Annotated in this window: 25 protein-coding genes and 1 pseudogene; 20 read left to right on the top strand and 6 right to left on the bottom strand. The window is 68.4% G+C overall.

Annotated features, from left to right (window positions below):
• The first annotated feature begins 4 nt into the window (after positions 1 to 4).
• From E4N62_RS30060 to truA, 17 genes are all read left to right on the top strand, one after another.
• Positions 5 to 190, top strand: coding sequence for a type Z 30S ribosomal protein S14 (locus E4N62_RS30060; protein ID WP_004571834.1), 186 nt, complete (start codon positions 5 to 7; stop codon positions 188 to 190).
• Positions 191 to 405: 215 nt separating this feature from the next.
• The gene (rpsH, locus tag E4N62_RS30065; protein ID WP_007384075.1) at positions 406 to 804 is read left to right on the top strand and encodes a 30S ribosomal protein S8; all 399 of its coding nucleotides are present in this window, start codon (positions 406 to 408) and stop codon (positions 802 to 804) included.
• 25 nt (positions 805 to 829) lie between these two features.
• Positions 830 to 1369, top strand: coding sequence for a 50S ribosomal protein L6 (gene rplF, locus E4N62_RS30070; protein WP_184904635.1), 540 nt, complete (start codon positions 830 to 832; stop codon positions 1367 to 1369).
• Between the two features lie 3 nt (positions 1370 to 1372).
• On the top strand, positions 1373 to 1756 hold the full coding sequence (gene rplR, locus E4N62_RS30075) for a 50S ribosomal protein L18 (RefSeq protein ID WP_005481210.1): 384 nt from the start codon (positions 1373 to 1375) through the stop codon (positions 1754 to 1756).
• Between the two features lie 39 nt (positions 1757 to 1795).
• Entirely contained in the window at positions 1796 to 2401 is a 606-nt protein-coding gene (rpsE, locus tag E4N62_RS30080) for a 30S ribosomal protein S5 (RefSeq protein ID WP_009190144.1), read from the top strand.
• A 2-nt stretch (positions 2402 to 2403) separates the two neighbouring features.
• Positions 2404 to 2586, top strand: a complete 183-nt coding sequence (gene rpmD, locus E4N62_RS30085) for a 50S ribosomal protein L30 (protein ID WP_003974250.1) — start codon at positions 2404 to 2406, stop codon at positions 2584 to 2586.
• Between the two features lie 2 nt (positions 2587 to 2588).
• Complete coding sequence (gene rplO, locus E4N62_RS30090) at positions 2589 to 3044, top strand: 50S ribosomal protein L15 (protein WP_059079051.1); 456 nt, start codon at positions 2589 to 2591, stop codon at positions 3042 to 3044.
• 242 nt (positions 3045 to 3286) lie between these two features.
• Positions 3287 to 4600, top strand: coding sequence for a preprotein translocase subunit SecY (gene secY, locus E4N62_RS30095; protein ID WP_230219585.1), 1314 nt, complete (start codon positions 3287 to 3289; stop codon positions 4598 to 4600).
• Positions 4600 to 5262, top strand: coding sequence for an adenylate kinase (locus tag E4N62_RS30100; protein ID WP_230219587.1), 663 nt, complete (start codon positions 4600 to 4602; stop codon positions 5260 to 5262). Before secY ends, E4N62_RS30100 begins: the two co-directional genes overlap by 1 nt.
• 129 nt (positions 5263 to 5391) lie before the next feature.
• Entirely contained in the window at positions 5392 to 6228 is an 837-nt protein-coding gene (gene map, locus E4N62_RS30105; RefSeq protein WP_230219589.1) for a type I methionyl aminopeptidase, read from the top strand.
• Between the two features lie 229 nt (positions 6229 to 6457).
• Positions 6458 to 6679, top strand: coding sequence for a translation initiation factor IF-1 (gene infA, locus E4N62_RS30110; protein ID WP_003948620.1), 222 nt, complete (start codon positions 6458 to 6460; stop codon positions 6677 to 6679).
• 73 nt (positions 6680 to 6752) lie between these two features.
• Positions 6753 to 6866: a 50S ribosomal protein L36 gene (rpmJ, locus tag E4N62_RS30115; RefSeq protein ID WP_003998809.1), complete on the top strand. Its 114-nt coding sequence runs from the start codon at positions 6753 to 6755 to the stop codon at positions 6864 to 6866.
• Positions 6867 to 7063: 197 nt separating this feature from the next.
• The gene (rpsM, locus tag E4N62_RS30120; RefSeq protein ID WP_128433137.1) at positions 7064 to 7444 is read left to right on the top strand and encodes a 30S ribosomal protein S13; all 381 of its coding nucleotides are present in this window, start codon (positions 7064 to 7066) and stop codon (positions 7442 to 7444) included.
• 70 nt (positions 7445 to 7514) lie between these two features.
• Positions 7515 to 7919, top strand: coding sequence for a 30S ribosomal protein S11 (rpsK, locus tag E4N62_RS30125; RefSeq protein WP_003956432.1), 405 nt, complete (start codon positions 7515 to 7517; stop codon positions 7917 to 7919).
• Between the two features lie 237 nt (positions 7920 to 8156).
• Positions 8157 to 9179, top strand: coding sequence for a DNA-directed RNA polymerase subunit alpha (locus E4N62_RS30130; RefSeq protein WP_003966937.1), 1023 nt, complete (start codon positions 8157 to 8159; stop codon positions 9177 to 9179).
• Between the two features lie 187 nt (positions 9180 to 9366).
• On the top strand, positions 9367 to 9873 hold the full coding sequence (rplQ, locus tag E4N62_RS30135) for a 50S ribosomal protein L17 (protein ID WP_230219591.1): 507 nt from the start codon (positions 9367 to 9369) through the stop codon (positions 9871 to 9873).
• 144 nt (positions 9874 to 10017) lie between these two features.
• Positions 10018 to 10881, top strand: a complete 864-nt coding sequence (truA, locus tag E4N62_RS30140; RefSeq protein WP_230219593.1) for a tRNA pseudouridine(38-40) synthase TruA — start codon at positions 10018 to 10020, stop codon at positions 10879 to 10881.
• 26 nt (positions 10882 to 10907) lie between these two features.
• Here truA and E4N62_RS30145 read toward each other — a convergent pair whose 3' ends face one another.
• Positions 10908 to 11795, bottom strand: a complete 888-nt coding sequence (locus E4N62_RS30145; RefSeq protein WP_184904624.1) for a hypothetical protein — start codon at positions 11793 to 11795, stop codon at positions 10908 to 10910.
• 82 nt (positions 11796 to 11877) lie between these two features.
• Positions 11878 to 12252 (bottom strand): hypothetical protein, encoded by a 375-nt coding sequence (locus E4N62_RS30150; protein WP_230219595.1) that lies wholly within the window; start codon positions 12250 to 12252, stop codon positions 11878 to 11880.
• Positions 12253 to 12592: 340 nt separating this feature from the next.
• Between E4N62_RS30150 and rplM the strand changes: the two genes are divergently transcribed.
• The 3 genes from rplM (at position 12593) to glmM (ending at position 15215) form a co-directional block, all read left to right on the top strand.
• Positions 12593 to 13036, top strand: coding sequence for a 50S ribosomal protein L13 (gene rplM, locus E4N62_RS30155; protein WP_033528354.1), 444 nt, complete (start codon positions 12593 to 12595; stop codon positions 13034 to 13036).
• A 41-nt stretch (positions 13037 to 13077) separates the two neighbouring features.
• Positions 13078 to 13590 carry a 30S ribosomal protein S9 gene (gene rpsI / locus E4N62_RS30160; RefSeq protein ID WP_184904621.1) on the top strand — a complete coding sequence of 171 codons (513 nt, stop codon included), beginning with the start codon at positions 13078 to 13080 and terminating at the stop codon, positions 13588 to 13590.
• Between the two features lie 266 nt (positions 13591 to 13856).
• Positions 13857 to 15215: a phosphoglucosamine mutase gene (gene glmM / locus E4N62_RS30165; RefSeq protein ID WP_230219596.1), complete on the top strand. Its 1359-nt coding sequence runs from the start codon at positions 13857 to 13859 to the stop codon at positions 15213 to 15215.
• A 304-nt stretch (positions 15216 to 15519) separates the two neighbouring features.
• On the opposite strand, the gene coaA is transcribed toward glmM, so the two are convergent.
• From coaA to glmS, 4 genes and pseudogenes are all read right to left on the bottom strand, one after another.
• Positions 15520 to 16509: a type I pantothenate kinase gene (gene coaA, locus E4N62_RS30170; protein WP_230219597.1), complete on the bottom strand. Its 990-nt coding sequence runs from the start codon at positions 16507 to 16509 to the stop codon at positions 15520 to 15522.
• Positions 16510 to 16990: 481 nt separating this feature from the next.
• A pseudogene (locus tag E4N62_RS30175) lies at positions 16991 to 18425 on the bottom strand (NAD(P)H-hydrate dehydratase).
• Positions 18426 to 18535: 110 nt separating this feature from the next.
• Complete coding sequence (locus E4N62_RS30180) at positions 18536 to 18907, bottom strand: holo-ACP synthase (protein WP_230219598.1); 372 nt, start codon at positions 18905 to 18907, stop codon at positions 18536 to 18538.
• A 39-nt stretch (positions 18908 to 18946) separates the two neighbouring features.
• Positions 18947 to 20794 carry a glutamine--fructose-6-phosphate transaminase (isomerizing) gene (glmS, locus tag E4N62_RS30185; RefSeq protein ID WP_230219599.1) on the bottom strand — a complete coding sequence of 616 codons (1848 nt, stop codon included), beginning with the start codon at positions 20792 to 20794 and terminating at the stop codon, positions 18947 to 18949.
• Between the last annotated feature and the right edge of the window lie 229 nt (positions 20795 to 21023).

Raw genomic sequence — 21023 nt, forward strand, 5'->3', positions numbered from 1 at the left:
CGAGATGGCGAAGAAGGCTCTGATTGCCAAGGCTGCTCGTAAGCCCAAGTTCGCCGTGCGCGCGTACACCCGCTGCCAGCGGTGTGGCCGTCCGCACTCCGTGTACCGCAAGTTCGGCCTGTGCCGCGTGTGCCTCCGTGAGATGGCTCACCGTGGCGAGCTGCCGGGCGTGACCAAGAGCTCCTGGTAATCCCCTCTTTCTAGGGATTCCCGAAGCTCTCGGTAAGCACTGGGCGTGTCAGGCGCCCTCCCTTCCATGGCTTAGGCTTGGAGGGTTGGGCGCCTGACGGTCGCCCGTACGACTTACTACGCCGTAGGTCCACCGCGCCGCACCCGCCCCGTCTCGGATCGGGGAGAGGGATGGCGCACCAGGAAACCCCGGCGAGAGAGGCCGAAGGCCACTTCATGACCATGACTGATCCGATCGCAGACATGCTTACGCGTCTGCGGAACGCGAACTCGGCATACCACGACTCCGTGACGATGCCGGCATCGAAGATCAAGTCTCACATCGCGGAGATCCTCCAGCAGGAGGGCTTCATCACGGGCTGGAAGGTCGAGGACGCCGAGGTCGGCAAGAACCTCGTCCTGGAGCTGAAGTTCGGCCCCAACCGTGAGCGCTCCATCGCGGGCATCAAGCGGATCTCCAAGCCCGGTCTCCGGGTTTACGCGAAGTCCACCAACCTGCCCAAGGTGCTGGGCGGCCTCGGCGTGGCGATCATCTCCACGTCCCACGGGCTCCTCACCGACAAGCAGGCCGGCAAGAAGGGCGTAGGCGGAGAAGTCCTCGCCTACGTCTGGTAGCGGAAAGGAATCGGAGGAAACAGCTATGTCGCGTATTGGCAAGCTCCCCATCACGGTTCCCGCCGGCGTGGACGTCACCATCGACGGCCAGACGGTCTCGGTCAAGGGCCCCAAGGGCTCGCTGACCCACACCGTCGCCGCGCCGATCGAGATCGCCAAGGGTGAGGACGGCGTTCTGAACGTCACCCGCCCCAACGACGAGCGTCAGAGCAAGGCCCTGCACGGCCTGTCCCGCACGCTGGTGGCGAACATGATCACCGGCGTGACCCAGGGTTACGTGAAGAAGCTCGAGATCAGCGGTGTCGGTTACCGCGTGCAGGCCAAGGGTTCGAACCTCGAGTTCGCGCTCGGCTACAGCCACCCGATCACCGTCGAGGCGCCCGAGGGCATCACCTTCAAGGTGGAGACCCCGACCCGCTTCCAGGTCGAGGGCATCGACAAGCAGAAGGTCGGCGAGGTTGCGGCCAACATCCGCAAGCTGCGCAAGCCCGACCCGTACAAGGCCAAGGGCGTCAAGTACGAGGGCGAAGTCATCCGCCGCAAGGTCGGAAAGGCGGGTAAGTAAGCCATGGCATACGGTACGAAGATCGCTAAGGGCGACGCTTACAAGCGTGCTGCCATCAAGCGGCGCCACATCCGGATCCGTAAGAAGGTCAACGGTACGGCTGAGCGTCCCCGCCTGGTCGTGACCCGCTCGAACCGCCACATCGTGGCCCAGGTGATCGACGACCTCAAGGGTCACACCCTTGCGTCGGCGTCCACCCTGGACTCGTCGATCCGTGGTGCGTCGGAGGACAAGTCGGCGCAGGCCGGCAAGGTCGGCGCCCTGGTCGCCGAGCGTGCCAAGGCCGCCGGTGTCGAGGCCGTTGTGTTCGACCGAGGTGGTAACCGGTACGCGGGTCGCATCGCGGCCCTGGCCGACGCCGCCCGCGAGGCCGGGCTCAAGTTCTGAGCTCGCTGCGTAGCTAGCGGAAAGAGAGAGGTAAATCCAATGGCTGGACCCCAGCGCCGCGGTGGCGGTGCCGGTGGCGGCGAGCGGCGGGACCGGAAGGGCCGTGACGGCGGCGCAGCTGCCGCCGAGAAGACCGCGTACGTTGAGCGCGTTGTCGCGATCAACCGCGTCGCCAAGGTTGTGAAGGGTGGTCGTCGCTTCAGCTTCACCGCGCTGGTCGTGGTGGGCGACGGTGACGGCACCGTGGGTGTCGGTTACGGCAAGGCCAAGGAGGTGCCGGCCGCCATCGCCAAGGGCGTTGAGGAGGCCAAGAAGCACTTCTTCAAGGTCCCCCGTATCCAGGGCACCATCCCGCACCCCATCCAGGGTGAGAAGGCTGCCGGCGTCGTCCTGCTCAAGCCCGCGTCCCCCGGTACCGGTGTTATCGCCGGTGGTCCGGTGCGTGCCGTGCTCGAGTGCGCCGGTATCCACGACGTGCTGTCGAAGTCGCTCGGCTCCGACAACGCGATCAACATCGTGCACGCGACCGTGGAGGCCCTGAAGGGTCTGCAGCGTCCCGAGGAGATCGCGGCCCGCCGTGGTCTGCCCCTCGAGGACGTCGCTCCCGCGGCTCTTCTCCGTGCGCGTGCCGGGGCGGGTGCGTAATCATGGCGCAGCTCAAGATTACGCAGGTCAAGTCCTACATCGGCAGCAAGCAGAACCACCGTGACACCCTGCGTTCCCTTGGTCTCAAGGGCATCAACACGCAGGTCGTCAAGGAGGACCGCCCCGAGTTCCGCGGCATGGTGCACACCGTCCGCCACCTCGTGACGGTCGAGGAGGTCGACTGATCATGGCGGAGAACAACCCGCTCAAGATCCACAACCTCCGTCCCGCCCCCGGTGCCAAGACCGCGAAGACCCGTGTCGGTCGTGGTGAGGCGTCGAAGGGTAAGACGGCCGGTCGTGGTACCAAGGGTACGAAGGCCCGCTACCAGGTTCCGGAGCGCTTCGAGGGTGGCCAGATGCCCCTCCACATGCGTCTCCCGAAGCTGAAGGGCTTCAAGAACCCCTTCAAGACGGAGTTCCAGGTCGTGAACCTGGACAAGCTCGCCGCCCTCTACCCCGAGGGTGGGGAGGTCACCGTTGCCGACCTGGTCGCCAAGGGTGCCGTCCGCAAGAACAGCCTCGTCAAGGTCCTCGGCCAGGGCGAGATCTCCGTGGCGCTGCAGGTGACGGTCGACGCCGTCTCCGGCTCCGCCAAGGAGAAGATCACCGCCGCCGGCGGTACCGTCACCGAGCTCGTCTGAACACACCAGGTGTCTCGATGACTTGAGCGATCCCGACCGGGGATACCCCACAAATGGGGTATCCCCGGTTGGTCGTTCCAAGGGAAGCAGTCTCGCCGGTAAGGTGACCTGCGCTGCCCGTTTTCACAGGGTGCTCTCATCCGGGCACTCGCCGCGGCAGTTAAACGTTACGTAAGTCGTCCTCATCAGAATCTCAAAACCGTCACCCTTGACGCAGTAGCGCGGGGGTCGCAGGAGGCACCGTGCTCACCGCGTTCGCCCGGGCGTTCAAGACGCCCGACCTGCGCAAGAAGCTGCTCTTCACGCTCGGCATCATCGTGATCTACCGGGTCGGCACACACGTCCCGATCCCGGGTGTCGACTACACCGCCGTCCAGTTCTGCATCGACCAGGCCGAGACGAACTCAGGTCTCTTCGGTCTGGTCAACATGTTCAGTGGTGGCGCGCTGCTGCAGATCACGGTCTTCGCGCTCGGCATCATGCCGTACATCACGGCGAGCATCATTCTGCAGCTGCTGACCGTGGTGATCCCGCGTCTGGAAGCCCTGAAGAAGGAGGGGCAGTCCGGTACGGCGAAGATCACGCAGTACACGCGTTACCTGACGGTGGCCCTGGCGGTCCTCCAGGGCACCGGTCTCGTGGCCACCGCCCGCAGTGGCTCGCTGTTCAGCGGCTGTGCGCAGGCAGGCATGATCGTCCCCGACGATTCCATCTTCGCCACCATGGTCATGGTCATCACCATGACCGCCGGTACGGCCCTCGTCATGTGGCTCGGTGAGCTGATCACCGACCGCGGCATCGGCAACGGCATGTCGATCCTGATGTTCATCTCGATCGCCGCCACCTTCCCGTCCGCCCTCTGGGCGATCAAGGAGCAGGGCGACCTGGCGGGCGGCTGGATCGAGTTCGGCATCGTCGTCGCCGTCGGCCTGGTCATGGTCGCGCTCGTGGTCTTCGTCGAGCAGGCCCAGCGTCGTATTCCGGTCCAGTACGCCAAGCGCATGATCGGCCGCCGTTCCTACGGTGGCACCTCGACCTACATTCCGCTGAAGGTCAACCAGGCGGGCATCATCCCTGTGATTTTCGCCTCGTCGCTGCTCTACATCCCGGCACTCATCGTGCAGTTCTCCAACTCCACGGCGGGCTGGGCGAGTTGGATCAACGCGAACCTGGTCCCCACGGACGCGCCGGCGCACATCACGATCTACTTCTTCCTCATCATCTTCTTCGCCTTCTTCTACGTGGCCATCTCGTTCAACCCCGAGGAAGTCGCGGACAACATGAAGAAGTATGGTGGCTTCATCCCGGGAATCCGGGCTGGCCGACCGACCGCTGAGTACCTGAGCTACGTGCTCAACCGGATCACCTGGCCGGGTTCGCTGTACCTGGGTCTGATCGCTCTCGTACCGACAATGGCGTTGGCGCCCCTCGGGGCAAACCAGAACTTCCCGTTCGGTGGAACCAGCATCCTGATCATCGTGGGTGTGGGTCTGGAGACCGTGAAGCAGATCGAGAGCCAGCTCCAGCAGCGCAATTACGAAGGGTTCCTCCGCTGATGCGAATCGTCCTCGTCGGGCCGCCGGGTGCGGGTAAGGGAACGCAGGCCGCGTTCCTGGCACAGAACCTGTCGATCCCGCACATCTCCACGGGCGACCTGTTCCGGGCCAACATCAGCAAGCAGACGGAGCTCGGCAAACTCGCGAAGTCCTACATGGACAAGGGCGAGCTGGTGCCGGACGAGGTCACCATCGCGATGGCCAAGGACCGCATGGAGCAGCCGGACGCCGAGCACGGCTTCCTGCTCGACGGCTTCCCGCGCAACGTCTCGCAGGCCGAGGCGCTGGACGTGACGCTCCAGGACGAGTCCATGAACCTGGACGCGGTGCTGGACCTGGAGGTCCCCGAGGACGAGGTCGTCAAGCGGATCGCCGGCCGTCGCATCTGCCGCAACGACTCCGCCCACGTCTTCCACGTCACGTACAAGAAGCCGAAGCAGGAGGGCGTCTGCGACGTCTGCGGCGGCGAGCTGTACCAGCGTGACGACGACTCCGAGGAGACCGTCCGCAAGCGCCTGGAGGTCTACCACACCCAGACCGAGCCGATCATCGACTACTACAAGGCCCAGGGCCTCGTGGTGACGATCTCGGCGCTCGGTCCGGTGGAGGAAGTCACCCAGCGCGCCATGGAGGCGCTCAAGCGCGAGGACGACGACCAGTAGGTCGTCGGTCGGTATGTCGGCCGCGGTGCCCGTGAGGGGCGCCGCGGCCGTACTGTTGTGTAGGCAAAAACGCGAGAACGAGATCCCGTGCCTCGTGGACGACAAGGAAGACGGAGAGCGCAGGCCCCCATGGTGCAGATCAAGAGTCCCGAGCAGATCGCCAAGATGCGTGAGGCGGGGCTGGTCGTCGCCGCCATCCACGCGGCCACCCGGGAGGCCGCCGTGCCGGGTGCCTCCACGAAGGATCTCGACGAGGTCGCCCGCAAGGTTCTCGCGGAGCACGGGGCCAAGTCGAACTTCCTCGGGTACGGCGGCTTCCCGGCGACGATCTGCACCTCGGTGAACGAGGTCGTGGTCCATGGCATCCCGAGCGACGAGGTCGTCCTGAAGGACGGCGACATCATCTCCATCGACTGCGGCGCGATCATCGACGGCTGGCACGGTGACGCGGCCTATACCGCGTTCGTGGGCTCCGGGCACGCTCCGGAGCTGATCGAGCTGTCGCGGGTGACCGAGGAGTCCATGTGGGCCGGGATCGCCGCGATGAAGCAGGGGAACCGGCTCGTCGACGTCTCGCGGGCCATCGAGACGTACATCCGCCGGCAGCCGAAGCCGGGCGGCGGGAAGTACGGGATCGTCGAGGACTACGGCGGCCACGGCATCGGGACCGAGATGCACATGGACCCGCATCTGCTGAACTACGTCGAGCGGCGGCGCGGGAAGGGGCCGAAGCTGGTGCCCGGCTTCTGCCTCGCGATCGAGCCGATGGTGTCGCTGGGGACGCCGAAGACGGAAGTCCTGGCGGACGACTGGACCGTGGTGACGACGGACGGGACGTGGTCGTCGCACTGGGAGCACTCGGTCGCCCTGACCGAGCAGGGGCCGCTTGTGCTGACGGCTCCCGACGGGGGCAAGGCGAAGCTGGCGGAGTACGGGATCACTGCGGCTCCGGATCCGGTGGGCTGAGGGTTCGTTGCCGGGTGCGGGTCCGGTGGGGGGCTGGTCGCGCAGTTCCCCGCGCCCCTTTCAGGGGCGCTCCTGCGGGGCGGCGTAAGGATCTTCAGCCTTGGGCATGCATACCGAATTCGTGTTTCTGGAGGCCCTGGCGTAGACTGACTCGTCGGCTCTCGTGTTTCCGTGTGTCCTCATTCGGTTACGCGGAGTCGATCAAGGTAGTCGATTCGAAGGGCGAAGCGTGGCCAAGAAGCAAGGTGCCATCGAGATCGAGGGCACTGTCGTCGAGTCTCTGCCGAACGCCATGTTCAAGGTCGAGCTCCAGAACGGCCACCAGGTCCTGGCACACATCAGCGGCAAGATGCGTATGCACTACATCCGCATCCTCCCTGACGACCGGGTCGTGGTGGAGCTGTCTCCGTACGACCTGACGCGTGGCCGGATCGTCTACCGCTACAAGTAGATCTTGCCCCCGCTCTCCGTGCCCCGGTCTTCCGGGACGCGGGTGGTGGCACTGACCCGGAGAACCTCACCCCATGAAGGTCAAGCCGAGCGTCAAGAAGATCTGCGACAAGTGCAGGGTGATCCGCCGTCACGGTCGGGTCATGGTCATCTGCGAGAACCCGCGCCACAAGCAGCGCCAGGGCTGACGCACGTACGACCACTCCCTCTGCATCTTCATCGCAGGGATTCGCGCGACGCGAGCTGAATTGTTCATACGCAGGACCCAGGCGCCGCACGGCGTCTGACACCCCCGGCTCGGAGGCCGGGGACCCGGTTCGTACCTGGTACGGCGGCCGGGAGCCGGTTCTGCGGAAGACCTCCGACAATCACCAGGAGCCATTGAATGGCACGCGTTTCCGGTGTTGACATCCCGCGCGACAAGCGCGTGGAGGTCGCCCTCACCTATGTGTTCGGCATCGGCCGGACCCTCTCCCAGGAGACGCTGGCAGCGACCGGCGTCAACCCGAACACCCGCGTTCGCGACCTCTCCGAGGAGCAGCTCGTCGCGATCCGCGAGTACGTGGACAACAACATCAAGACCGAGGGTGACCTCCGTCGCGAGATCCAGGCCGACATCCGCCGCAAGGTCGAGATCGGCTGCTACCAGGGTCTCCGTCACCGTCGTGGTCTGCCCGTCCGCGGTCAGCGCACCAGCACCAACGCTCGCACCCGCAAGGGCCCGCGTCGCGCCATCGCCGGTAAGAAGAAGCCGGGCAAGAAGTAGTCCTCAGCGGACAACGCTTCATCAGCGGTCTTCGCTGTAGGACCGACCACCTCCCCGTAGGAGTTAGTAGATGCCCCCCAAGGGTCGTCAGGGCGCTGCCAAGAAGGTGCGCCGCAAGGAAAAGAAGAACGTCGCTCACGGCCACGCGCACATCAAGAGCACGTTCAACAACACGATCGTCTCCATCACGGACCCCTCGGGCAACGTGATCTCCTGGGCCTCCGCCGGTCACGTCGGCTTCAAGGGCTCCCGGAAGTCCACGCCGTTCGCCGCGCAGATGGCCGCCGAGTCGGCCGCCCGTCGCGCGCAGGAGCACGGCATGCGCAAGGTCGACGTGTTCGTCAAGGGCCCGGGCTCGGGTCGTGAGACGGCTATCCGTTCGCTGCAGGCGACCGGTCTCGAGGTCGGCTCCATCCAGGACGTCACGCCCACCCCGCACAACGGCTGCCGTCCGCCCAAGCGCCGTCGCGTCTGACGCACCGGCTCCGGGCGGCTCGGCTTCCGGCTGGGGGTGCGGGGGTCGTCCCCCGCAATGTCGCAGTACGGCTGCCGTCCGCCCAAGCGCCGTCGCGTCTGACCCTTCGGGTCGGACACACGGACTGCTTGGTCTGAGGTTTTCGGGCGGTACGGCTCTTACGGGGCGTACCGCCCGTACCCTTGTAGTACTCAAGGGCATCAAATAGTGGGTGCCCATGACTGAAGGACTCACCACATGCTGATCGCTCAGCGTCCCTCGTTGACCGAAGAGGTCGTCGACGAGTTCCGCTCCCGGTTCGTGATCGAGCCGCTGGAGCCGGGCTTCGGCTACACCCTCGGCAACAGCCTCCGTCGCACGCTCCTGTCGTCGATCCCCGGCGCTGCTGTCACCAGCATCCGGATCGACGGTGTCCTGCACGAGTTCACCACCGTGCCGGGCGTCAAGGAGGACGTCACCGACCTGATCCTCAACATCAAGCAGCTGGTCGTCTCCTCGGAGCACGACGAGCCGGTCGTGATGTACCTGCGCAAGCAGGGCCCGGGTCTGGTCACCGCCGCCGACATCGCGCCCCCGGCCGGTGTCGAGGTGCACAACCCCGACCTGGTCCTCGCCACGCTCAACGGCAAGGGCAAGCTGGAGATGGAGCTGACGGTCGAGCGCGGCCGCGGTTACGTCTCCGCCGTGCAGAACAAGCAGGTGGGCCAGGAGATCGGCCGTATCCCGGTCGACTCCATCTACTCGCCGGTTCTCAAGGTCACGTACAAGGTCGAGGCCACGCGTGTCGAGCAGCGCACCGACTTCGACAAGCTGATCGTCGACGTCGAGACCAAGCAGGCGATGCGTCCCCGTGACGCCATGGCCTCCGCCGGTAAGACGCTGGTCGAGCTCTTCGGTCTCGCCCGTGAGCTCAACATCGACGCCGAGGGCATCGACATGGGTCCGTCCCCGACGGACGCCGCCCTGGCCGCTGATCTGGCGCTGCCGATCGAGGAGCTCGAGCTCACCGTTCGGTCGTACAACTGCCTCAAGCGTGAGGGCATCCACTCCGTGGGTGAGCTGGTCGCGCGCTCCGAGGCCGACCTGCTCGACATCCGTAACTTCGGTGCGAAGTCGATCGACGAGGTCAAGGCGAAGCTGGCCGGCATGGGCCTGGCCCTGAAGGACAGCCCGCCCGGATTCGACCCGACCGCCGCCGCGGACGCCTTCGGCGCCGACGACGACGCGGACGCCGGGTTCGTGGAGACCGAGCAGTACTAGTCGCTCCGCGAGCGGTCGGATTCTGACTGCGGGTCCGTAGTGGCTGGTCGCGCAGTTCCCCGCGCCCCTTACGGGGCGCGGACCCTCCGGAGTCGAAATGAACTCCGGATCTTCGACGGGCATCCGCCCGCTCGGATACTGACCCCGGTACCTGGTACGGCCGGGGCAGACACCTAGGAGAAACACCATGCCGAAGCCCACCAAGGGTGCCCGTCTGGGCGGCAGTGCCGCGCACGAGAAGCTGCTTCTCGCGAACCTCGCGAAGTCGCTCTTCGAGCACGGCCGCATCACCACCACCGAGGCGAAGGCCCGCCGTCTGCGGCCGTACGCCGAGCGTCTGGTCACCAAGGCGAAGAAGGGCGACCTTCACAACCGCCGCCAGGTGCTCCAGGTCATCACGGACAAGAGCGTCGTGCACACGCTCTTCACCGAGATCGGCCCGCGGTACGAGAACCGTCCGGGTGGCTACACCCGGATCACCAAGATCGGTAACCGCCGTGGCGACAACGCGCCCATGGCTGTCATCGAGCTGGTCGAGGCGCTGACCGTCGCGCAGGAGGCCACGGGCGAGGCCGAGGCCGCCACCAAGCGTGCCGCCAAGGACGCGGAGACGCCTGCCGCTGAGGCCAAGGTGGACACCACCAAGGCTGACGACAGCGCGGACGAGGCTGCCGAGGAGTCCAAGGACGCGTAGCGCTCCGCGGGGGGCTGCGTTTTCGGCTGCGGGTTCGTTGTGGCTGGTCGCGCAGTTCCCCGCGCCCCTAAAAACGGGGCGCGTTTGAGTGGGCCCGTTCCTTAGGGAGCGGGCCCACTTTTTTGTACCTGGGAGGATTCAGGAGTGAGTGACGAAGTGCAGCCCGGGTTCGTGCGTGTGCGGCTCGATCTGTCGTACGACGGGAGTGAGTTCTCCGGTTGGGCCAAGCAGGCCGGCGGGCGGCGGACCGTGCAGGGGGAGATCGAGGACGCCCTGCGGACCGTGACGCGGTCCCGGGAGACCTTCGAGCTGACCGTGGCCGGGCGGACGGACGCCGGGGTGCACGCGCGGGGGCAGGTGGCGCACGTGGACCTGCCGGAGGCGGTCTGGCGTGAGCACCACGAGAAGCTGCTGAAGCGGCTCGCGGGGCGCCTGGCGAGGGACGTGCGGGTCTGGGCGCTCAGGGAGGCGCCCAGCGGCTTCAACGCGCGGTTCTCGGCGATCTGGCGGCGGTACGCCTACCGGGTCACCGACAACCCCGGCGGTGTCGATCCGTTGCTGCGCGGTCACGTCCTGTGGCACGACTGGCCGCTGGACGTCGACGCCATGAACGAGGCCGCGCGGCGGCTGCTGGGGGAGCACGACTTCGCCGCGTACTGCAAGCGGCGGGAGGGGGCGACCACCATCCGCACACTGCAGGAGCTGAGCCTGGTGCGGGGCGACGACGGGATCATCACCGCCACCGTGCGGGCCGACGCCTTCTGCCACAACATGGTGCGCTCGCTGATCGGCGCCCTGCTGTTCGTGGGGGACGGCCACCGGGGGCCCGAATGGCCCGGAAAGGTGCTGGCCGCCGGCGTACGGGACTCCGCCGTGCATGTCGTACGGCCGCACGGGCTGACCCTGGAGGAGGTCGGGTACCCGGCGGACGAGCTGCTGGCCGCGCGGAGCAGGGAGGCGCGGAACCGGCGGAGTCTGCCAGGGGTCCCCGGGGCCGGCTGCTGCTGACCCCGGGCGGCGGGGGTTCTGACGGGCTACTGCCCGTTGGCCGCGGCGGCCGCCTGGGTCTCGCCGCGGCGCCGGATCTGTCCGTACGTGGAGCTGCTGAGGTCGTCGCCGGCGGTGAAGACGGCCTTGTCCTTCTCCGTGACGTCCTTGCCGTCGGTGAAGCCGGAGAGGGTGAAGTAGGCGTAGCGGCCGTAGGAGTTGGCGGTCGTGCGGCAGACCGTCGTACGGCAGAAGGCGGGGACGCCGTCACCGGACAGGGAGACGATGGTGCTCTGCTTGTCCCAGTCGTCCTTGACCTTGGTCGCCTTGGCCTCGGTGTCGAACAGGGCGACGCCGATGGTGGTCGCGACCTTGTCCCGGAAGTAGGTCACGCGCATGAAGCGGGTGCAGTCGTTGTCCGTGAGGAGCTTGTCGAGGGTGCCCTGCACGGCCGAGGCGCAGTCCTTCGTCGAGGCCGTGGCGCCCTTGCGGTAGACGACGCCCTCGCGCTTGGTGAACTGGGAGCCCGGGAACAGGATGTCCGGGCTGATCGGCGCCTTGTCCTTGCCCGAGCTGGAGATGAAGTCCTTCGGGTTCAGCGGGGGCGGGGCCGACGTCGGTGCGAACGACGGGTCCGTCTTCGCGCTGGCGCTCGGTATGCCCTGCGTGACCGGCGGGTCGTTCGGGCCGTTCGCCGTGGTGCTGCCGCCGTTGTCGGTGTTGACGACGGCCACCGCCACGGCGACGCCTATGCCGACCGTGGCGAGGGCGCCGCCGACGATCAGCAGGAGTCTGCGGCGCCTGTTGCGTGTCTCGGACTGCTCGGCGAGTGACGCCCAGTCCGGGGTCTGGTTACTGGAGGAACTCCACTGACTGTCCCACGGATTGTGGGAACCCCCGGGGCTCCACTGAGACCCCCCCTGCCCAAAGCTCATGGGCCGCAGTTTAGACGGGCGAGGGGAGGCCTTCCTCAGTTATGGGTCACGCCTTGGTACCGCGTTACTCCTCGGTACCGGGTTACGCCTTGTCCTTCCAGCTGGCGACGAGCTTGCGTGTGCTGTGGTCGCTCAGCTTCGTGTAGGAGAAGACGTCGATCTGGAGCTTGTGCCCGTTCGTGAACTTCATGTCGCAGGTCTTGGACTTGCCCTTGCCCTTGACGGTGCAGGTGTCCATCGTCGGGTTCTTCGCGGACAGGTCGTCCACGACGACGTGGATGCCGGTCTTGCCCGCCTTGGTGTCCCAGACCTTGAGGATCTCGCCCTTGGACGTGAACTTCACCTGGCCGCCGGGCACCGAGTAGTGGCTCGACGCGGACGCCGTGCCGGCGCTGCCCAGGGTCAGGGCGACACCGGCCGCCACGATCGCGGTGGCAACGTTCTTGTGAAACTTCATAGGTGAACGCCGTGGTTTGCAGATTGCATGCCTGAATCGCGTGCCTCGCGGCACGTGGGGCCGGATCGTATCGGACCCGTGGGCGAAGTGGATCAAGGGGTGCCGTGGGGGCCGGTCCCGGGGCCGTTTTGACCCGTCCGGGGCGGCCCGAGTACTCTTGCCGATTGTTATGCGTATTGGCTTGGTCGCTCTCAGGCGAGAAGCCCTTACGCGGGTTCCCTGGAGCAGTTACCAGTGGGCGGCATACGGGCAGCGTTCCCGGCACTGTCGTCCCCAGCTGCACGATCGCTTCAGTGATGCCATGTGTCACCACCCATCCACTGAAGAAGAAGGCTGCGAAGTGCGTACGTACAGCCCCAAGCCCGGCGATGTGACTCGCCAGTGGCACGTCATCGACGCACAGGACATCGTCCTGGGCCGTCTGGCTACCACTGCGGCGAACCTCCTCCGCGGCAAGCACAAGCCGACCTATGCCCCTCACATGGACATGGGCGACTTCGTCATCATCATCAACGCCGACAAGGTTCACCTGTCCGGCAACAAGAAGACCCAGAAGCTGGCGTACCGCCACTCCGGTTACCCGGGTGGTCTGCGCTCCGTCCGTTACGACGAGCTGCTGGCGAAGAACCCCGAGAAGGCCGTCGAGAAGGCCATCAAGGGCATGATCCCCAAGAACTCCCTGGGCCGTCAGATGCTCTCGAAGCTGAAGGTCTACTCGGGCGACCAGCACCCCCACGCTGCGCAGCAGCCGGTGCCGTTCGAGATCACCCAGGTCGCGCAGTAGTTCCGGCCACACCCCCAAACAGAAAAGATCTGAGGAGAATCGTGGCCGAGACCACTGCCGAGCAGCCGCTCGAAGAGCTTGACATCGACAGCTACACCACGGAGTCGGACGTCCCCGTCGAGGGCGAGTACACCTCCGAGTCCATGGCCTCCCGCTTCGGCGACCCGCAGCCGGCCGCCGGCCTGGGCCGTCGCAAGAACGCCATCGCCCGCGTCCGGATCGTCCCGGGCTCCGGCAAGTGGAAGATCAACGGTCGCACCCTTGAGGACTACTTCCCCAACAAGGTGCACCAGCAGGAAGTCAACGAGCCCTTCAAGGTGCTGGAGCTCGAGGGCCGCTACGACGTCATCGCCCGCATCTCCGGTGGCGGTGTCTCCGGTCAGGCCGGTGCGCTCCGTCTCGGTGTCGCCCGCGCGCTGAACGAGGCCGACGTCGACAACAACCGTGGCGCCCTCAAGAAGGCCGGCTTCCTCCGCCGCGACGACCGTGCGGTCGAGCGCAAGAAGGCCGGTCTGAAGAAGGCCCGCAAGGCTCCGCAGTACAGCAAGCGCTAAATCGCGCTCGCGCCGCTGGGCGCGATCCGCGTGCGTCGCGCATTGCGCGTATCGCCCCGGTGGCACGTATCCGTGCCGCCGGGGCGGTTTGCTTGGCAGGGCGTACCAGCACGCGTCCCTTCATCGCAGGCTTATACACAGACTGTCGGTACAACCCCGAACGGGGGAGGACAGTCTCAGGGGATGTACTTGGTCAGGGGAATGCCGGGACACTCGTGACCATCAGTACGAGCCGCACATTCTGAGCAATTTCGGAGGACACCACAGTGGGACGACTCTTCGGCACGGACGGCGTGCGCGGTGTCGCCAACGCGGATCTGACGGCCGAGCTCGCGCTCGGACTCTCCGTCGCGGCGGCACACGTACTCGCCGAGGCGGGAACGTTCGAGGGCCACAAGCCGGTGGCGGTGGTCGGGCGGGATCCGCGAGCGTCCGGGGAGTTCCTGGAGGCGGCCGTCGTGGCCGGCCTCGCCAGTGCGGGCGTCGACGTGCTGCGCGTCGGTGTGCTGCCCACCCCCGCGGTGGCGTTCCTCACCGGCGAGCTGGGCGCCGACCTCGGTGTGATGCTCTCCGCCAGCCACAACGCGATGCCCGACAACGGGGTCAAGTTCTTCGCCCGCGGCGGTCACAAGCTCGCCGACGAGCTGGAGGACAAGATCGAGGGCGTCTACGAGGAGCACCGCACCGGGGCTCCCTGGGAGCGGCCCACGGGTGCGGGCGTCGGGCGCGTCCGGTCCTACGACGACGGCTTCGGGCAGTACGTCGAGCACCTGCTCGCGGCCCTCCCCAACCGGCTCGACGGCCTGAAGATCGTCCTCGACGAGGCGCACGGCGCCGCCGCCGGGGTCTCTCCGGAGGCGTTCACCCGCGCCGGCGCCGAGATCGTCACGATCGGTGCCGAGCCGGACGGGCTCAACATCAACGACGGGTGCGGGTCGACGCACCTCGGGCCGCTGAAGGCCGCCGTCCTGGAGCACGGGGCGCACCTCGGGATCGCGCACGACGGGGACGCGGACCGGTGCCTGGCCGTAGACCACGAGGGCAACGAGGTCGACGGGGACCAGATCCTCGCCGTCCTCGCGCTGGCCATGCGGGAGCGCGGCGCGCTGCGGTCCGACACCGTGGTCGCCACCGTGATGTCCAACCTCGGGTTCAAGCTGGCGCTGGAGCGGGAGGGGCTGCGGCTGGTGCAGGCCGCGGTCGGCGACCGGTACGTGCTGGAGGAGATGAAGGAGCACGGGTACGCGCTCGGGGGCGAGCAGTCCGGGCACGTGATCATCTCCGACCACGCGACGACGGGTGACGGCACGCTGACGGGGCTGCTGCTGGCGGCGCGGGTCGCGCAGACCGGCCGTACGCTCCAGGAACTGGCCGGGGTGATGGAGCGGCTGCCGCAGGTGCTCGTCAACGTGCCGGACGTGGACCGGTCGCGGGTGTCCACGTCCGCGGAGCTGGCGGCGGCGGTGGGGGAGGCCGAGGCCGAACTGGGCTCTACGGGGCGGGTGTTGCTGCGGTCTTCCGGGACCGAGCCGTTGGTGCGGGTGATGGTGGAGGCGGCCGATATCGAGCAGGCTCGGGCTGTTGCCGGGCGGTTGGCCGATGTGGTGAAGTCTGCGCTCGGGTAGGTCCCGGGCGTGTGCGTTCCGGGTAGGTCCGGGGTTCGTTCCGGGTAGGGGCGCGGGGTTCTGTGCGTGGTTCTGTGCGTTGCGGGCTGCGGGTCGTGGCTTGTCGCGCACAGGCGGCGGTGGCCGTACTTTCGGCACAGCCCCGCGCCCCTGTCGAGGCTTGGCCACAGCCACTTCTCGCGGAGGCCCTCGATCAGGCGCGCCACGTCGTCGGTACGGTCGGCCGGGGTGATCAGGCGCAGATGCGGCATGCCCGCAGGGTGGGCGGGGCCGGTGACGGGGCCAGGGACTGCCGAAATACTCCCTACAGCTTGCGCAGGCTCAGGCGGCGGACCTTGTGGTCGGCGCCCTTGCGGATGATGAGGGTGGCGCGGCCGCGGGTGGGGGCGATGTTCTCCACCAGGTTGGGCTTGTTGATGGTGCGCCAGAGAGTGCGGGCGTAGTCGAGGGCGTCGTCCTCGGAGACCTGGGTGTACTTGCGGAAGTACGAGTCGGGGTTCTGGAACGCGGTCTGGCGGAGCTTCTTGAAGCGGTTGAGGTACCAGCGCTCGATGTCGTCGGCGCCGGCGTCGACGTACACGCTGAAGTCGAAGTAGTCGGCGAGACCGACGCGGGTGCGGCCGTCCTGGCCGGGGAGGGCGGGCTGGAGGACGTTCAGGCCCTCGACGATGAGGATGTCGGGGCGGCGGACGGTCAGCTTCCGGTCGGGGACGATGTCGTAGATGAGGTGGGAGTAGACGGGGGCCGTCACCTCGTCCTTGCCGGCCTTGATGTCGGCGACGAAACGGGTCAGGGCCCGGCGGTCGTACGACTCGGGGAAGCCCTTGCGGGAGACCAGGCCGCGCTCCTGGAGGTCCTTCATGGGGAGCAGGAAGCCGTCGGTGGTGACCAGTTCCACGCGCGGGTGTTCGGGCCAGCGGGCCAGGAGAGCCTGGAGGAGGCGGGCGACCGTCGACTTGCCGACGGCCACGGAGCCGGCGACGCCTATGACGAACGGGGTGCCGGACTGGGAGCCCTGCTCACCCAGGAAGGTGTTCAGGGCGCCGCGCAGGCCGTTGGTGGCGCCCACGTAGAGGTTGAGGAGCCGGGACAGCGGCAGATAGATGTCCCGTACCTCGTCGAGGTCGATGACATCGCCCAGACCGCGCAGCTTCTCGACCTCCTCGGCGTTCAGCGGGAGCGGCGTCTTTTCGCGCAGCGCGCTCCACTCGGCACGGGTGAGGTCGACGTAGGGAGTCGCCTCCGGCCTGGGCCGGTGGGCGCTCCGCGGCAACGAGGAGACCGGTGAGATCACAGTCCATTGTTAACGGAGTTCGAACGGGGTGGCGGGGCGGGGGCCGGTGGGTTGCGTCACGCCGGGCGGGGCGCGGTGGGGCGTTCTCCCTTCGCTGTGCGTGAACTGTGACGAAGGTATGGACCTCGGGTGGGGGAGGGCTAGCGTCCGGGCGGTCGGGAGGGAGCCGCCTCCCGGTCGGCCAGGGGAAATGGGGGATTGGGGTGGCTTTCGGCGGGCGCCTGACATTACGGGGCGCCGTTCGACGGGGGTCTACACGCGGTGATGCGGAGCTCGCCGGACGGGTGTGCAGCGACCTCTCGGCGGACCTGCCGGACGAGGATCTGGGCGAGTACCTCGATGACGCGATCGACATGTACCGGATGGGCAGTAAGCCGCGGTGCGAGGAGGTCGAGTATCTGGGGATGGTGCGGGAGGCGATCGACCGGATCGAGGAGGGGAGTGAATCTCGGGGCTGGGGTGGTCGTGGGGTGGGTGGCGGTCAGGAGGTGACGTCCCGCCAGGCCGACGGGATCGACTCCGCCACGTCGTGGGCTCCTGTCGGGGCGCCGTTCGCGGCGTAGCGGCCCGCCAGGCCGTGGAGGTAGGCCGCCGTGCTCGCCGCGTCCAGGGGGGAGAGGCCGGCCGCCAGGAGGGAGCCGGCCAGGCCCGAGAGGACATCGCCGCTGCCCGCCGTCGCCAGCCACGGGGTGCCGGTGGGGTTGGCGCGGACCGGGGATGTGGGATCCGGGTCGGCGACGAGGGTGGTGGAGCCTTTGAGGAGCACCGTGGCGTCGTAGGCGCGGGCCAGGTCGCGTACGGCGGTGAGGCGGGCGGACTCGACCTCCTCCCGGGTGACGCCCAGGAGCGCGGCCGCCTCACCCGCGTGCGGGGTCATCAGGGTCGGGGCCCTGCGGGTGCGGACCGTGTCGCGGTCGGCCAGGCGGAGGCCGTCCGCGTCCAGCAGGACCGGGACGTTCGAGGCCAGGGCCTCGGCGACCGGCGCCGGGTCGTCGCCCGCGCCGGGGCCCGCGACCCAGGCCTGGACCCGGCCCGCCTTCTTCGGGCCCGTGTTCGACACGAGAGTCTCCGGGTAGCGGGCGAGGACCGCTTCGGTGGCGGCGCCCACGTAGCGGACGGCGCCCGCGCCACCCCGCAGGGCGCCCGCGACCGCGAGGACCGCCGCGCCCGGGTAGCGGGCCGAGCCCGCCGCGATGCCCACGACTCCCCTGCGGTACTTGTCGCTCTCGCCGGTGGGGCGGGGAGGAGGGCGGCCACGTCGGCGTGCTGGAGGGACTCCAGGGCCGGGGCGGGCGGGAGCGTCTCCGCCAGGCCGATGTCGATCAGACGGACCGAGCCGGCGTACTCGCGGGCCGGGTCGATGAGGAGGCCCGGTTTGTGGGTCCCGAAGGTCACGGTGAGGTCGGCGCGGACGGCTGCGCCGCGCACCTCGCCGGTGTCGGGCTCGATGCCGGACGGGAGGTCGACGGCGACGACCAGCGCCCGTGCGGTGGCGGCGAGTTCGGCGAGCGGCGCGGCGTCGGGGCGGAGGCCGCCCTTGCCGCCGATGCCGACGATGCCGTCCAGGATCAGGTCGGCCCGGTGGATGGCGTGGGCCGCCGCGTGAGGCGGGAGCACGGTGCCGCCCGCTCGGCGCAGGGCCGTCAGGGCGGCGGGGTGGGTGTGGTCGGGGGCGAGGAGTACGGCGGTGACGCCCGCGCCGCGCCTTGCCAGGCGGCGGCGTACAGGGCGTCGCCGCCGTTGTCGCCGCTGCCGGTGAGGACGACGACGCGGGTTCCGTAGACCCGGCCGAGGAGGTCGGCGCAGGCGGTGGCCAGGCCGGCGGCGGCGCGTTGCATCAGGGCGCCGTCGGGGAGGCGGGCCATGAGGGTGCGTTCGGCTGTGCGGACGGTTTCTACGCGGTGGGCTGAGCGCATGCGACGAGTGTGCCTTGTTCTTGGGGCGGCGGGGGTGGGGTCCGCTGCTCGGCGGTTACGAGGCGCAGGACGGCGAGGCGACCCCGAGCCATAAGGAGCCCCCACCCTCCCTACCCCTCCGCGATCACCACCGCCGAGGCCACGCCCGCGTCGTGGCTCAGGGAGATGTGCCAGGACTGGACGCCCAGCTCGGAGGCGCGGGACGCGACCGTTCCGGTGACGCGGAGACGGGGCTGGCCGGACGGCTCGACGTACACCTCCGCGTCCGTCCAGCGCAGGCCGCTCGGCGCGCCGAGGGCCTTGGCGAGGGCCTCCTTCGCGGCGAACCGGGCCGCCAGGGAGGCGATGCCCCGGCGTTCGCCGCTGGGGAGGAGCAGTTCGCTGGGGAGGAAGAGGCGGTCGGCCATGCTGGGCGTGCGCTCCAGCGCGGCACCGAAACGGTCGATCTCGGCGACGTCGATGCCGACTCCGATGATGGGCATGATCCGCACCCTAGCCCCAGCGGCGCCGGCCGCGGCCGCTCACTCCACCGTCACCGACTTCGCCAGGTTGCGCGGCTGGTCCACCTCGTTGCCGCGGGCCGTGGCCAGTTCGCAGGCGAAGACCTGGAGAGGGACCGTGGCGACCAGGGGCTGGAGGAGCGTCGGGGTCGCCGGGACGCGGATCAGGTGGTCGGCGTAGGGGACGACCGCCTCGTCACCCTCCTCAGCGATGACGATCGTGCGGGCGCCCCGCGCGCGGATCTCCTGGATGTTGGAGACGATCTTGTCGTGGAGGAGGGAGCGGCCCGCCGGGGAGGGGACCACGACGACCACCGGGAGGTCCTCCTCGATCAGGGCGATCGGACCGTGCTTCAGCTCGCCCGCCGCGAAGCCCTCCGCGTGCATGTAGGCCAACTCCTTGAGTTTCAGGGCGCCTTCCAGGGCGACCGGATACCCCACGTGGCGGCCCAGGAACAGCACCGTGTTCTTGTCGGCCAGGGTGCGGGCCAACTCCCGTACCGGCTCCATCGTTTCGAGCACCCGCTCCACCTCGCACGAGATGCGGGAGAGGTCGCGGATCACGGCGCGGATCTCGTCGCCCCACTTGGTCCCCCGTACCTGCCCGAGATACAGCGCCACCAGGTAGCACGCCACCAACTGCGTGAGGAACGCCTTCGTCGAGGCGACCGCCACCTCCGGGCCCGCGTGGGTGTAGAGGACCGCGTCGGACTCGCGGGGGATCGTCGAGCCGTTGGTGTTGCAGATGGCGAGGACCCGGGCGCCCTGTTCGCGGGCGTGCCGCAGCGCCATCAGCGTGTCCATGGTCTCGCCGGACTGGGAGATGGCGATGACCAGGGTGCGCGGGCCGAGGATCGGGTCCCGGTAGCGGAACTCGCTGGCCAGCTCCACCTCGCACGGGATACGGGTCCAGTGCTCGATGGCGTACTTGGCGATGAGGCCCGCGTGGAACGCCGTACCGCACGCGACGATGACCACCTTGTCCAGCTCGCGCAGTTCCCGGTCGGGGATGCGGACCTCGTCCAGGGACAGCGAGCCCGCCGCGTCGATCCGGCCGAGCAGCGTGTCGGCGACGGCCTTGGGCTGCTCGGCGATCTCCTTGAGCATGAAGTAGTCGTAGCCGCCCTTCTCCGCCGCCGACGCGTCCCAGTCGACGTGGTACGAGCGGACGTCGGCGGGGCGGCCGTCGAAGGTGGTCACCGTCACACCGTCGCGGCGCAGTTCGACCACCTGGTCCTGGCCCAGCTCGATCGCCGAGCGGGTGTGGGCGATGAACGCGGCCACGTCCGAGGCGAGGAAGGCCTCGCCCTCGCCGACGCCGACCACCAGCGGCGAGTTGCGGCGGGCGCCCACGACCACGTCCGGCGCGTCCGCGTGCACCGCGACCAGGGTGAACGCGCCCTCCAGACGGCGGCACACCAGCCGCATCGCCTCCGCGAGGTCCTCGCAGGAGGAGAACTCCTCGGCGAGGAGGTGCGCGACGACCTCGGTGTCCGTCTCGGAGGTGAGGGTGTGGCCCCGCTCGGCCAGTTCGGCGCGCAGCGCGGCGAAGTTCTCGATGATGCCGTTGTGGACGACGGCGACCCGGCCCGCGTTGTCGAGGTGCGGGTGGGCGTTGGCGTCCGTGGGGCCGCCGTGGGTGGCCCAGCGGGTGTGGCCGATGCCGGTCGAGCCCGTCGGCAGCGGGCGGCCGACCAGCTCCTTCTCCAGGTTGACCAGCTTCCCGGCCTTCTTCGCGGCGGCGAGGCCCCCGTCGGCGAGCACCGCCACGCCGGCGGAGTCGTACCCGCGGTACTCCAGCCGCTTCAGTCCGGCGAGGACCACGTCGAGGGCGGACTGCGAGCCGACGTATCCCACGATTCCGCACATAGCAACCCCTGTGTTGTGCCGTGTTGTGCCGTTTGCGACCTGTCGTGTGTCGTGGGTGACTGTACGTGACAAGGGGGTGGCGGGTGAATGAGGCGGGTTCGGGACGGGGGCTGCGTCGATCGCGGGCTGCACGTGCTTCATGGCGTGTCGCGCCCACGCGGCGGAGCCGCACATCGATACAGCCTCGCGCCCCTGGCGGGCGCTTCGGTGCCCAATGCGACACTGGGGC

Origin of the sequence: Streptomyces sp. MNU76 (assembly GCF_020982545.1) — a bacterium.
In the GTDB taxonomy this organism is placed as follows: Bacteria; Actinomycetota; Actinomycetes; order Streptomycetales; family Streptomycetaceae; genus Streptomyces.